10 protein-coding genes and 1 pseudogene are annotated in these 14,106 nt (G+C 41.9%); 2 read left to right on the top strand and 9 right to left on the bottom strand.

The window, feature by feature from the left end:
- Positions 1–219: 219 nt before the first annotated feature.
- From V7K55_RS11780 to V7K55_RS11765, 4 genes are all read right to left on the bottom strand, one after another.
- Entirely contained in the window at positions 220–3,984 is a 3,765-nt protein-coding gene (locus V7K55_RS11780; RefSeq protein ID WP_334831384.1) for a CARDB domain-containing protein, read from the bottom strand.
- Positions 3,985–4,261: 277 nt separating this feature from the next.
- Positions 4,262–6,964: a type I secretion system permease/ATPase gene (locus V7K55_RS11775; protein ID WP_334831382.1), complete on the bottom strand. Its 2,703-nt coding sequence runs from the start codon at positions 6,962–6,964 to the stop codon at positions 4,262–4,264.
- On the bottom strand, positions 6,913–7,695 hold the full coding sequence (locus tag V7K55_RS11770; RefSeq protein ID WP_334831380.1) for a peptidylprolyl isomerase: 783 nt from the start codon (positions 7,693–7,695) through the stop codon (positions 6,913–6,915). The genes V7K55_RS11775 and V7K55_RS11770 overlap by 52 nt, the downstream gene beginning before the upstream one ends.
- 309 nt (positions 7,696–8,004) lie before the next feature.
- Positions 8,005–8,802 (bottom strand): TIGR00297 family protein, encoded by a 798-nt coding sequence (locus V7K55_RS11765; RefSeq protein ID WP_334831378.1) that lies wholly within the window; start codon positions 8,800–8,802, stop codon positions 8,005–8,007.
- A 419-nt stretch (positions 8,803–9,221) separates the two neighbouring features.
- Between V7K55_RS11765 and V7K55_RS11760 the strand changes: the two genes are divergently transcribed.
- Complete coding sequence (locus V7K55_RS11760) at positions 9,222–9,653, top strand: VOC family protein (protein ID WP_334831376.1); 432 nt, start codon at positions 9,222–9,224, stop codon at positions 9,651–9,653.
- A gap of 59 nt (positions 9,654–9,712) precedes the next feature.
- On the opposite strand, the gene V7K55_RS11755 is transcribed toward V7K55_RS11760, so the two are convergent.
- The gene (locus V7K55_RS11755; RefSeq protein WP_334831374.1) at positions 9,713–10,345 is read right to left on the bottom strand and encodes an esterase/lipase family protein; all 633 of its coding nucleotides are present in this window, start codon (positions 10,343–10,345) and stop codon (positions 9,713–9,715) included.
- Positions 10,346–10,745: 400 nt separating this feature from the next.
- Here V7K55_RS11755 and V7K55_RS11750 point away from each other — a divergent pair, with 400 nt between their 5' ends.
- Positions 10,746–11,270, top strand: coding sequence for a hypothetical protein (locus tag V7K55_RS11750; protein ID WP_334831371.1), 525 nt, complete (start codon positions 10,746–10,748; stop codon positions 11,268–11,270).
- A 53-nt stretch (positions 11,271–11,323) separates the two neighbouring features.
- Here V7K55_RS11750 and V7K55_RS11745 read toward each other — a convergent pair whose 3' ends face one another.
- The 4 genes and pseudogenes from V7K55_RS11745 to V7K55_RS11730 all read right to left on the bottom strand — a co-directional run bounded on the left by V7K55_RS11745 (position 11,324) and on the right by V7K55_RS11730 (position 14,045).
- Complete coding sequence (locus V7K55_RS11745; RefSeq protein ID WP_334831369.1) at positions 11,324–11,818, bottom strand: after-VIT domain-containing protein; 495 nt, start codon at positions 11,816–11,818, stop codon at positions 11,324–11,326.
- A gap of 184 nt (positions 11,819–12,002) precedes the next feature.
- Positions 12,003–12,146 (bottom strand): annotated as a pseudogene (locus tag V7K55_RS11740) (DUF4351 domain-containing protein); the annotation flags it as partial.
- Between the two features lie 39 nt (positions 12,147–12,185).
- Positions 12,186–13,250 carry a tetratricopeptide repeat protein gene (locus tag V7K55_RS11735; protein ID WP_334831367.1) on the bottom strand — a complete coding sequence of 355 codons (1,065 nt, stop codon included), beginning with the start codon at positions 13,248–13,250 and terminating at the stop codon, positions 12,186–12,188.
- 66 nt (positions 13,251–13,316) lie between these two features.
- The gene (locus V7K55_RS11730) at positions 13,317–14,045 is read right to left on the bottom strand and encodes a 16S rRNA (uracil(1498)-N(3))-methyltransferase (protein ID WP_334831469.1); all 729 of its coding nucleotides are present in this window, start codon (positions 14,043–14,045) and stop codon (positions 13,317–13,319) included.
- Positions 14,046–14,106 lie beyond the last annotated feature (61 nt).

Raw genomic sequence — 14,106 nt, 5'->3', positions numbered from 1 at the left:
TTGTTAATAATTACTATGAAATCTAATAATAAAATGCTAATTTTATTACCAAAAAATATTATGAGAATCGTGTTTTTTCTGAAGAGCTACACTGATTTTCACATATTTTAAATATGCTTAATTATGAAATAAGCGGCAGAATGAGTGGCATTTGCTGCTCATTCTGCCGCCTATAGGAATTCTATTTTACTTTTGCTCAACCACACTTAAGGGATTGTTTTATGCCAAACTATTTGCTGCTGTGGTTGTGACAATCTGACGCACTTGGGCATTAGTTAGACCTTTCTTAGCACTGAGCATTAAAGCTATTACCCCAGCAACGTGAGGAGCCGCCATAGATGTTCCGTCTTCAAAACCATACTTATTACCCGGAAGTGTCGAGTAGATACCAATTCCTAGATACCCGTCGTCTTCAAGTGTCAAGTATGCTCCAGGAGCTGTAACGTATGCGAGTGGAGTCGTTCCAGCACGGTTGGAGAAGTCAGCCAGTGTTCTATTATAAGAGACTGCTCCAACCGCAAGTCCCCATTGGTCAGCATAGCGAGCTGGATAGATTGGTGCTGTCCCGCCGTCATTACCTGCTGCTGAGACGACAAATACCCCTTTGCTGGCAGCATATTGAATGGCTGACTGTTCATCACTGTTAGGAGAAGAGCTACCTAAGCTGAGGTTAATGACATTGGCTCCATTATCCACAGCATAACGAATACCTTTGGCGATCGCGCTACTGTTACCTTGACCATCGCTATCTAAAACCTTGACTGGCATAATCTTGGCATTATAGGCAATCCCAGTGACACCAAAGTTATTTTTTACTGCTGCGATCGTACCAGAAACGTGAGTACCATGACCTTCGTCGTCTAATGGATTGTTATTGTTGCCAACGAAGTTCCAACCGTTGACATCATCGATGTAACCGTTACCATCATCATCTTTGCCGTTACCAGCAATTTCCTTGGTATTTTTCCAGATATTAGCGTTCAAGTCAGGGTGATTGTAGTCTACTCCACTATCTATCACAGCTACAATAACGCCCTGACCTGTGTATCCCTTTGCCCAGACTTCCGGTGCTTTAATTGCGTCGGCTCCCCAATTATCACCACCTAAGTCAGGGACATCCGCAAATGCACTTTGACCTAAAGCTTTTGCCACTGCTGCTGCGGCATTAATTAAGCCATAACCTGTAGTTGAGTTAAATCCGCCACCGTTGACAGGATTCAAAGTAATTTGTGTGGTAATGTAAAAAGCGTTGTTACCTTCATTGCTTTCAGCAACATTTCCCGGCCCATCGGCTTTCAATATCAGGTAGTATTTACCGGCATTAATTGTAGGAGCAAGGGTAATAGATGTGGAGCGAGAAATAACGGCAGAAGGTGTCACACTTGCACTCGCATCAATTTCAGTCCCTAAGCTGATATCATCGTCATCACCAAATGTTGTATCTCGTGAAAGATAAAAACTTGTCTTACTCCCCCCAGCAGTGCCATTACCTTGGTTTTTCAGTTGATAATTAACTAGGAGTGTAGTACCAATAGCAGCACTACTAGCAGATGTAGCATTTTGGATGACCAAATCTGGTGCAGTAATTGTAATCGCTTTGGCAACAACGTTGTTATTTTCATTGCTTTCTCTCAAAGACCCAGAGCCATCTGCTTTATACAGCAGATAGTAACTACCAGTGGTAATGGTGCGAGAAATGGACAAAGATGTAGATTCTGAGCTTACAGCAGAGGGTGCAAGGTCGTTCAAGTTATTAACGAAGTCAGAACCTAAATAGACATCATCATTGCTGAAGCTTGTATCTTTGGAAAGATAGAAGTATGTAGAGTTAATACTAGCTTTGCCATTACCTTGGTTTTTCACCTGATAGCTGAGTGTGATTGAAGTGCCGATGTTAGCGCTAGCAGGAGCGGAAGGATTTTGTATTAATAAGTCTGGTGCAGCAACCGTAATTGCTTTAGCAGTGACGTTGTTGCTTTCATTGCTTTCAAAAATCTCGCCATTGCCATCAGCTTGTAATAGCAGATAGTAGTTTCCAAAAGTGGTACTACTGCTGAGTACGAAAAAGTCAGATTCTGAGCTATAGTAACCAGCACCCAATCCAGAATAGAAGTAGTTCTGGTTAGAGGCTAAGAGTGTATCATCGTTGCTCAAAGCGGCATCTTTAGACAGATAAAACTTTGTTGTACTTGTACCAGCAGTTGCAGTCCCTTGATTTGCTAGTTGATAATTGACTGTGATTAAGCTACCAGGGTCAACAAGACTAGGAGCGGAAACATTTTGGATGATTAGGTCTGGTTTGGGGCCATTAATAGCGATCGCTCGGCTGACAATATTATTAGTTTCGTTACTTTCGCCAATATTGCCATTAGCATCGGCTTGATACAACAGATAATAGTTACCTGCGGCGATCGCATTTTTAATGGTGACTGATACTGTCTCTGAACTAGTAGCACCTGCGGCAATGGCGTTAACGGTATCGGAGCCGACCAACATATCATCATTACTAAGAGCAGTATCCTTGGATATATAAAACTTGGTGGTAGTTGCAACAGCACCACCAACACCTTGGTTTTTCACCTGATAGCTGAGTTGAATGGTGCCACCAACGGCTGTTGTACTGGGAGCTACAGCGTTTTGTATTATCAAGTCTGCTTGAGTAATAGCGATCGCTTTACTAGCAAAGTTGTTGGTTTCATTGCTCTCAACCGCATTCCCTGCACCATCAGCTTGATAGAGCAAGTAATAATTACCCGTGGCGATCGCATTTTTAATGATGACTGATGCTGTCTCTGAGCTAGTAGCACCCGCGGTAATAGCGTTAACTCCATCGGAATCTAAAAACACATCATCATTACTAAAAGCAGTATCTTTGGATAGATAAAACTTGGTAGTAGTTGCAACAGCACCACCAGCACCTTGATTCTTGACCTGATAGCTTAGTTGAATAGTGCTACCAACAGATGCTGTACTAGGGGCTGAGGTATTTTGAACTATCAGGTCTGATTTTTTAGCTTGAGTAATGGTGATTACGCCGGCAATACTATTGTTAGTTTCATTGCTTTCGGCAACATTCCCATCACCATCGGCTACATAAGCTAAGTAATAATTCCCAGCAGTGATGTTACTCCCAAGGGTGAGCGTGGTTGACTCGGAACTATAATTACCCGCAGCAATACCGCTAACGTAGTCATAGCCCAAGTACACATCTTCATTGCCGATATTTAAATCTTGGGAGAGATAAAACTTGGTGTTGCTAGCAACAGCACTAGCATTGCCTTGGTTTTTGATTTGATAGTTCAGTTGAATGCTACTTCCAGCCGCCGCCGAACTGGGATTTGAGGTATTTTGTACTATCAGGTCTGGTTTAGTAATATTAATCACGCCAGCAACAGCGTTGTTGTTTTCGTTGCTTTCGGCAACATAGTTATAGCCATCGGCTTGATACACCAGATAATAGCTACCTGCGGCGACGCTATTACCGATGGTGAGTGTGGTTGACTCTGACCGATAGTAACCAGATAGGATGCTATCAACGTAGTCATCACCTAACAATATATCTTCACTTCCTAAAGAGAGATCCTGAGACAGATAAAACTTGGTGTAGCTATAACCAGCACTGGCATTGCCTTGGTTTTCAATTTCATAGCTTAGTTGAATGGTACTGCCAGCTGCGGCAGAACTGGGAGCCGAAACGGTACGTGCTATCAGGTCTGGCTGAATAGCAGCAGCGATCGCTTGAGTATCATTCTTGTTGCTTTTGCTGCTCTTTAAAGCATAATCATCCGTGTAATTTCTACCTCGAAAAGTGTCAATTCCTGTAGAAGTGTAACTACTGCGATCGCTCGATCTAAAACTAGTTACACCACTCAGATTGGAGCTAGAGTCATTATTATCAAAAGTATTAGATTTTTCTGATGATGCGAGGCTGGCTTTTATACCAGAATTTTCATTAATAGAGTTACGGTCTTTGGTAAAAAACATTAGTAATTTCACCTCGTATATATTCAAGTAAATTTGCACGAAAAAAAGTACTCAAATCCAGATATATCAGGGATTGAGCCGGGAAATATTTCTTTGTAAGACAAGTGCTACAAATACACTTAACTATAAGATGGCGTAATTAGCAAGTAAAATTACAGTTTTCTGCATACTTAAGAAACTCAAAAGGCGAATAGAGCATAACTCCATTCGCCAAAGACTATCTTTAAGCCGATTTTCAGGGATCAAGTCAGCATGAGTTAGAAGCTTGTTAAAGCTACTAAATGTTTGCTTGCTGCCGTTGATATAGTGACCAATACAAACCCTTTTGTTGCAATAACTCTGAGTGAGTACCACGTTCAGCAATCACGCCTTGCTCTAATACCAAAATCAAATCGGCGCGTTTGAGGGGAGCAAAGCGGTGAGCAATCAAGAACACGGTACGGTTAGCGGAAACTTTTTGCAGGTTTTGTAGTACTTGTTGTTCAGTTTCACTATCCAAAGCGCTGGTAGCTTCATCCAAAACTAAAATCGGCGCTTGGGAAAGAAATAACCTTGCGAGGGCAATACGTTGTCTTTGTCCGCCAGATAAAGCTGTACCGCGTTCACCCACATTGGTTTCGTAACCATAAGGTAATTGACTGATGAAGTCGTGTGCTACTGCTAGTCTTGCCGCCTCTACCACTTGCTCTGCGGTAATATCGGGAGTACCGAGAGTGATATTTTCCAAAATTGAACCGTTGAATAAAAAGTCTTCTTGGAGAACTACACTAACTTGTTGCCGCAGTGAGGCTAAATCGGCACTTTTAATATCAAAACCATCAATCAAGATGCGTCCTGATTCAATTTGATAAAGGCGTTGCAATAGTTTAGACAGGGTACTTTTCCCAGAACCGCTACGTCCGACAATGCCAACAAATTGCCCTGGTTCGGCATTAAAAGATATTCCCCGCAGAATTGCTTCAAAGTTAGGCCGGTAGCGGAAAAATACTTGCTCGAAGGTGACTTGTCCTTTCAGGGGTGGTAAAACTAGGCCAGTTCCCAGTTCAGCTTCTGGAGCAACGTTGAGAATATCACCAATGCGATCTACAGAAAGTAGCACTTGTTGGAGGGTTTGCCATAACTGTACTAAGCGCAAAAGCGGGCCTGTTACCCTACCAGATAGCATTTGAAATGCAACTAGCTGTCCAATCGTCAGCTTTTGTTCGATGACTAATTTAGCTCCAAACCAGAGAATCAGCATGGTGGAAAAATTGGTGAGGAAGTCACCAATATTGCTGCTGATATTGGAGGTAGTAGAGGCTTTAAAACCTGTGCGGATAAAGCGAGCAAATAAGCCTTCCCAGCGATCGCGGGCGACTGGTTCTGCTGCATGGGCTTTAACTGAATGAATCCCGGTGATTGTCTCTACTAGAAAGGATTGACTATCGGCACTCCGGTTAAAGGTTTCGTTCAGCCAGTTACGCAGAATTGGTGTTGCAACTATCGTCAAAGTCGCAAACAGTGGCAATACTGCTAAAGCCACAAAGGTAAGCGGGACATTATAGTAAAACATCAATGCTAGATAGACCACAGCAAAGATGCTATCTAGAATCACAGTTAATGCTGTACCTGTGAGAAACTGACGAATTTGTTCGAGTTCCTGGACTCTTGCTACTGTGTCGCCGACGCGCCGCGCCTCAAAATAAGCCAAAGGCAGCCGCATCAGATGGCGAAATAGCTGTGCTGATAAACTTAAATCTAGACGACGGGCTGTATGGGTAAAGATGAATAGGCGTAAGATGCCAAGTACAGACTCAAATATGGCTACGCAAAGAAGTGCGATCGCCATCACATCAAGAGTCGGCAAACTCCCCTGCACCATCACTTTATCAATGACAACTTGGGTAATTAGCGGTGTTGTTAACCCCAAAAGCTGTAAGGTAAAAGATGCTAATAATACCTCTGTTAGCAATTTCTTATACTTCCAAACTGCTGGAGTGAACCAACTGAGGTTAAACTTTTCTTGCCGGGATATGAGTTCTACTTGCCACAATCGCCCATCCCAAGATGCCTCAACTATCGACTGCGGTAAGCTTTCACAAATGCGATCGGGATTTAGAGGATTAGCGATAATTAAGCGATCGCCTTTAACTCCATAAGCTACCACCCAAGATGGACTCTGGGGTGAGTCAGAATTCCACAACAGTAAAGCTGGAAATGATAGCTGTCGCAACTCACCCCAACTAACTTGTAACCGCCGCAACGTTAGCCCTATTTTTTCTCCTGCTTCCACAACCTGTTTTGGGCGTTGTCCTCTGAGTTGACGCTGCACCCATTCCAGTTGCACAGAATTTTCTAACTGTTGCGCCACCATTGTTAAACAAGCAGCAGCAGTGTTCCAGCTAGCAACAAACGGATAATTTGAGACGATTAAATTGGCGGCTGGGAGTCCTCTTTGCGGTTGGAGGCTGTGAGGGCTGGAAGTCCCCTCTGAGGCTGGTGCTAGTGAAGGAGTGGAAGAGAAGGAAAATGTCTCTCTTTCTCGCTCCATATTCACCGGTAACATTTGCCAAAATTCTTTAATTTGTGGGTTAGAAAATTCTGTCCACAGGGCTGAATCCCAATATACTACTATTACTTCTTTGCTAGCAGCTACAGCTTTAAAATCCGCAGACAGCTTTTGTAAATCACCAAACCAATCCCCTACATCTAGGGCGGCTATTGGTTTACCAATGCCTTCTTCGCGTAAGCGAACTTTTCCAGCCACAATTAAGAATTGGTAACGCCCAACATCGTTTGACCAAATTTTCTCTCCCAAACGATATTGACGAGTTTGGCACTCATTTTCTAATTGAGATTTTTGTTCGGGAGTTAGCCAGCATAGTGGTGGCTGACTCCAAGGCAAAGAAGCTAGCACTTTTAATCGTAAAGATTCATTATCCAGAATATTTAACTCACTTGTAACTTGACTGTCAGTTTTTGAATTTTCTCTGCTAGCCATTTTTCAAATAACTCATTTTGTAATGCAAGATTTAATTGAGTATCTTCTAAAGATGCTGGCAGAAATTGTTCTACTCGAAACAAACCATAAGGGCCTTCTCCTTGAGGAGAGTCTTTGCCAACGATTTCTATTGGTCCTACCAATTGTCCAGGACTGGCCACGTCAATAACTGACCGTAATATATCCGGCATACTTCCTCGGCTGACGATTCCCATCATGCCGTTCACTATTCGGTCATCTGAAAGTGAATACTCTTTAGCTAGTTGCTCAAAACTACCTCCTTCTTCAATTTGGGTGTGGAGTTCATCTGCCAATTCTCGATTATTGACAACAATCCGGGAAAGTACCACCCGATCCAAAAAGATTTTGCGCTCAATAAAATATTCTTGGAGTTTTGTCTCCGTCACTACAGCTTTTAGCTTCTCTAACTTGTAACCAAAAGTAACCGATGTGTGAAAGGTAGCGTAATCTGTGTTATTGGTCTTTAACCATTCTTGAAAACTTTGGGGATCAGTGAGTTGATTTTTCAGTCTAAAGTCAATAATTGCCTGTTCAGTTATTGTGGTGGCAATCTCAATATCGTCTCGTGTTCGGATTTCTTCCTCAATTACGTACTGACGGAGAATATCCCCAATGAACTGCCCCAATTTTCCAGAGGCTTGTAGGTATTTTACTGCTGACTCTATAGAAATTATTTGGTCATTAATTGTCAAAAACGATAAAGATTCCATGAATTAATTATGTGAAAATGGTTAAACACTTATAGGACTTTTAAATTAAATCATATAAAAATCATCTGGTTGTTGATGAATAAATATGATAAAGATTCCATAAACTAATTGGACGAAAATGGTCAAAAAATTATATAGCTAGAAAATACAATAATTTCCCATGATTATGTTTACAGTCTAGCGGGGACAAAACAGGATTGAAAATATCAGAGGTAGTGCAGTAGAGGAAAATTCAGGAGTCAGGATAGCGCAGCGTAAAACCTGCGGCGTAGCATTCCGACTTCTGAGTTTTTCTTCAACATCACCGATCTAGTTAATGATATTTACCCATGTCCAGGCAAGTAGCACAGCCGCGATCGCACCGATTAATGTATTAAAAATATTTACTACTTCATTGGTCAGCCAATTATACTTAGATTGCAGTGTTGCCCCAATCACACTTTCTAAGTTGGTGGCAATAAATGCTGCAAGTATACACCAAGCGACTCCTAATAGATCGATTAAACCAACTGCCCAACCAACAAATGCGATCGCAACAGAAGCCACAATCCCGGCTAAAGTTCCCTCCAAGCTTATCGCTCCTTCTGTACCGCGAGGTACTGGTTTGAGTGTGGTAATCAGAAAGGTGCTTTTACCATAAGCTTTACCAACTTCACTAGCAGTTGTATCAGCCAGCTTGGTACTGAAACTCGCTACATAGCCTAGTAATAATAGGGATTGGGGATTAGGGACTAGAGATTGAAGACTAGGGACAAGAAATCCCGAATTTATTATCCCTACTCCCAAGGCACACAGCGCCCCAGTCAAAGCGGAACCCCAGACATTCTCTGGCCCCCTTGCCCCAGAACGCTTTTCGGCAATTCCTTCAGCTTCCTTCTGCGCCATCCCGATGCGGGTAACGCCAGAACCAACCAGAAAATAGAACATTACTACTGCATATCCTTGCCAGCCTAGAGTTACCCAAATTAGGATGGCTAGAAACCACGCATGAAATGAACCAGCAGGAGTAAGCAGCTTTTTCGGAGCAATCCAAGCTAAACCCAATAGAATTGTGTTTAATACTACTGCCACCAACCAGGGATTAACAGAATAAATTAAAGATGACATCAGCAATTAATCATGAGTAATTTTGTCTGGACATCAACAGAATACCGAATTTGTCTACTTATTGCTTAATTTCTGAAACCTCTTCAGCTAAAGTAATATGTTTGTATTATTAACTAAATTGCACAAGCATCACCCTGAAAGCTGAGTGCAAAATTACAAAAAACGTTTTACACATAGCAGTCCTAAATCGTTTGTAAAAAGAAACGAACCGCAGAGGCTCAGTATTTCGACTTCTCTGCGAGACGCTCCGCGAACGCTCAATAACCGAACGCAGAGAGATAAATCGGAGATTTTCACGACTCATTTAGAATTGCTATATAAGTTATTGTCAATTAAAACTGTGTTCAACTTGACCACAATCAAAACTTAACAGAATTAATTGTAGATAATATCAACTACTGAATATTTTCCCACAAGCTATGAGCCAAACTTTATTCCATCTTGCTTTCCCTGTGAGTGATATTTCCCAAACAAAAGCATATTACGTGGATGGCTTGGGCTGCATTCCTGGTCGTGAAAACCATCATGCCCTAATTCTCAATCTCTATGGTCATCAACTAGTGGCTCACGTCACAAAAAAAGCCTTGATTCCCCAAAAGAGTATCTATCCCAGACACTTTGGGCTAATTTTTACCCAAGAACGTGACTGGCAAGACTTACTAGAAAGGGCAGAACAACAACAGCTACTTTTTCATGAAGAAGCCAAAAATCGCTTTGTCGGTTCTCCTCTTGAGCATCGCACTTTCTTTTTAGAAGATCCCTTTTATAACCTTATGGAGTTCAAGTATTATCGTCACCCAGAGGCGATTTTTGGGAGTTACGAACATACGCAAATTGGGGATAGGATTTAAGAAATTCGTAATTCGTAATTTAGAGATGAGTAGATTCAGCGTGGTAAGCATCTTGGCAACTAACTAGATGCTTTCTTAAGGAATGGCAGCTTAACATTGTTTCTTAAAGCTGTTTTTACTGCTGTTAAACTCCTTAAGTCTGTCAGCATCCAAGGGTGTAGAGCGACTGGTACTATTACTTCGTTTCCTACGGGCATTTGTGAACTATTTGCTGGCACAATCATCAAATCATAAGGTGTCCAGATAGATGTAAAATCTAGTTGCTCCAAGATTACAGCATCAGAATTTAAATCCTTGAGAAAAATGCTGTTAGGGCGCATTTGTACGCAACCAGGACGCTGGGAAGCATAAGCTACCACAGTTCCATGATGGGGTGATGAGATGGTGATAAACCTCTGTACGCGGTTAATTCCTCCCAGTCGCTGGATATAGTAACGGCTGACAATTCCTCCCATGCTGAAGCCTACTAAATCTAGCCCTTGTTCTGGCGCAAAGGTGGCTGCAACATAATCGGCTACCTGCTTTGCCAACTTATCCAGACCCACATCACCATTATTAGGAACTAGATCCAGGGAATATACAGACCAACCTTGTAATCCTAAATAACCCGCCATTTTATGGAAAACTGCCCCCGTATCATCAATGCCATGTACCAATAACACGGCATTGCGTTGCTGATTTTCAATATTCATCGCTAAAATCTGGCTGAATTAAGTCTGTAAAAAATGTAACTGGGTACTGTTGTTATCTGCCAACAGTTTATGACACTGTTCCCACTGGTTAAAAGTAAACCGCTTGCTTTTTTCCAATCAATAATTTTCAAACGAAGAAATATTAATTTTTGTAAAGCTTGCTTTCAGAATCTTGCTCTTAGTTACAGTAAAATTTAATAATTAGTTCTCGGTGTATACAGTTGGCAAGTGCTTGCATAAAGAACGTTTGCCCTATAGTTTTACTACAATGTTGATTAAGCACAAACCTATAACGGTTGTCACCAGAACCTGGTGACGCAAAGCAGAAAATGTAACATTTTTTCGTAATTTTTAACAATTACGGTCGAGTTCCAAAATATAACAGGCAGGAGTAATTGTAATGGATTTTATCAAAAAGTTATTTTCAGGTATTCTCGGTTTCATAACTGGGCTGTTACCAGGGAAGAAAAAAAGCAACGGCTACTTTTTAGAATTGGATGAAGCTAAAGATGCTGCCAAAGATGCTGCTAAAGAAGTAGCATCGAACGCGAAAAAAGTAGCAGAGACAGTTACATCGAATGCGAAGAAAGTAACGGCAGCAATTGCATCAGAAGCACCAACTCAATCCAAGCCAGATTCGTTGAACGGAACAAAAACCGCCGCACAGAAGGGTAAAGCAAAATCAGCTAAAAATCCCAAACCAGCTGATGTTACGCTAGTCCAGACTGCTGAAGGTCTTAGAGTTGAACCTGGCAAAAATGCAAAAGCCGCAGCAGCTAAAGTCCTCAAAGAGGAGCCAAAAGAAACAACCTTTGCACCTAAATATCTCTCTCCTTCGGTTACTAGCTCAAATGGCCGTCGCCGTCCAGGAGCGAATATGAGTGCTTACCTAGATATGGCACGTCAGATCAAAACCCCTGGTTAAGTCAAAAAGACGCGATTATCGCGTCTTTTTAGTGTTTCTATAGTACTGATGAGTTAAGTGTGAATCTGCAAGGTTAAGACAACTTTGCCAGTTGTAGATGGAGGAACTCTCCACAGTACGAGCGATCGCTTAATTTTCTCCACTACAACTGCATCTTTTACGGTCGAGGTTTTTTCATCCAAAACTACTTGTCTGACTCGACTTTTGTTGACGGTGAACTCAAAGACGATTTCACCACTGAAGCCTGAAGGCAAGTTTAGTTGTTGCAAGTGTTGGGTTAGGTCAGCTATTCCTATTTCATCCAAGCCTGTAATACTGATGAACTCTAAGTTATGGCTAATGGCTGCGGATATTTCATCTTGTTCCATCTCCTCGGAATCAACGCTCAAAGAAAACTCTACTTCTTTCGCTACTATCTCATTTTCGTTGCCAATGCAACCATCAGTGAGAAGTACAACACTCCGTAATCTTCCGGCTGGTGCGGGGAAATTGATGGCTGTACGAATGCCACTGAGCATTTCTGTGCTGCCATTAGCTTGTAATATCATGTCCGCTTGATTACTTGTTAAACCCGAAGAACCCCACCCCGCCAAAGCTGCGCTTTGTCTCCCCTCCCCGCACGCGGGGAGGGGATTAAGGGGTGGGGTGCAATGACTGTGGGAATCATAACTAATTAACCAGACATGATATAAATTGTTAATGTAAGCGATCGCATTGGCACGATTTTAGGTTTTATTGTTGATTTAACCAAGTTTCTAAATCAGCGACACTAGAAAAGTCTAGTAATGCTTCTCCTAGATTCTCTAATTTTTCAATAGATAATCCTTTAATCTGCTCGATTAATGATGGATTAATTTCCCCAATCCGGCGATTGATGTCATGGATAAAGCGGGTCATTTTATAGTTATCTACAAATTATTTAACAAACACCAGTCCACTATATAAATGAAAAGCTGAGTCCCAATTGCTCTCTTCCCTGCGAAACAAATGAACATGAGACTTGATATTACCCAGCATTTCTGTTTGATCTAATGTTGTATCTGCAAAAGGTGTAAAATCTGACCAAATTTTAACTTGAGGTAATTGCCGATCAATCCAACTTGATAAACTATTCCAATTAATTCTGATTGTATTTTGGCTAGCTTGGGGAATGATTTCTAAACCTTGCTGGAATTCATAGCCGTTATCATCAAATCGGAGAATGCAACGTCTACCAGGTAGGTGTAAATCACAAAACTGGGCATAGTCTTGTGTTTGGGTTTTCCGTTCCAGTTTACCGCGCACATCGCGATCTACGACTTCCTCAAAAATTGGCAAGAGTCCCACTACTCTCGCTGTAACTTCTGACCAGTCAAAGGTGAGAGAACCGAGTTGATTTGTGTCATTAAGGCAAACAACAGTAGCTTGTGGGGCAGATTCTTGGAAATGTTTGACTTGATAAACTCGAATTTGCTGAATTTGAGCTATTGTTGCCCAAAAGCAAGGAATGCCAGCCTGCTGTAATTGTTTGCCATAAAATTGTAGTTCTCCTACTTGTCCAGTGCGGTATAACCTCCAGCCACGACTTGGCAGTAATAGCCTTGCAGTGTAGGGATCTGACTGCATAATCTGGGCGAATTTTCGAGATGCTTCTGTTTTCATCTCGTTACTAAGTGGTTCTAAAACTAGTACGCCGATTTCGGTATTATTCGGTTCAGATTTTGCTCGGGAAATGGCTCTTTGTCTTTCTTCAAGCTCAATTTCTTGTAATCGTTGCAAACCTTGACGTGCTAGGCTCACTATTTTGGTATTTGTTGTATTTCGCAGCAGTTGCCGATAAACTTTTTCTGCATCCTGATATTTTCTAGATACTTCATGCAACCGACCATGATAAAACTGTACCCAAGGATTGTCTGGCGATTCTACTAGCAGCTGTTTGAGTAATTTGGCAGCTGTTTGATAGTCTTTATGGTCAAAAGCGATCGCAACTTGCTCAATCATCACTTAATAAATACGCGCGAGAGTGATGTCTCATGCAAAATATTTTTTGCGTGAGCTATAAATCATTTATACTTCACAACTTGCGGTAATCAAGGATAATGCTACTACCGGGGCTGTAACTGCTCTCAGGATGCGGCGACCAAGGGAAACAGGTTGAAATCCAGCTGACTTCGCATTCTCTACTTCTTGTGTTGTCCATCCTCCCTCTGGCCCGGTAGCAATGACAATGGTTTCTTGTCTTTTGTCCTGTAAGCAATCTTTTAAATGGGGAAACTCACCACGCGCTTCACAGATATATTGCTGGCTATTTGCGAATGACAGATGACCAATGACTAATGACAAACCCGTATTAAAAGCAACAGGTTCTAAAATTGTTGGTACGAATGAGCGCTCTGATTGTTCGGCGGCTTCCGCAGCGATGCGCCGCCAACGTTCGAGCTTTTGAGGACTAGGATGAAGTAAGGTGCGATCGCTTAATACTGGTGCAATACAAGTTACTCCTAACTCTGTACAACACCGCACCACTTCATCAAATCCATTGCCTTTGGGTAACGCCACCATCAGCGTAATTGATATAGGTAATTCTGTTTCCACCAAAAGCGGTTCTAAAACCTGTGCTTGTTCCCCTGCTAGCTGCGCTAACCACCATTTTCCCTTGCCATCCATTGCAATAAAGCGATCGCCTTCACGCAAGCGCAACACCCGCCCTAAATAATGTTGCTGTTCTTTTGTGAGCAAAATTTGCCCTTGTTGAAATTGGGAGGGTGCGATCGCAATTCTTTGCAGTTGAGACATGGGAGTTGATAAGTTCAAGAATATAAAACCATGATGGACACAGATAAATCCATCTGTGTCC

This window comes from Nostoc sp. (genome assembly GCF_036919895.1).
Classification (GTDB): Bacteria; Cyanobacteriota; Cyanobacteriia; order Cyanobacteriales; family Nostocaceae; genus Nostoc.
This window is presented reverse-complemented; position numbering and strand designations above follow the sequence as displayed.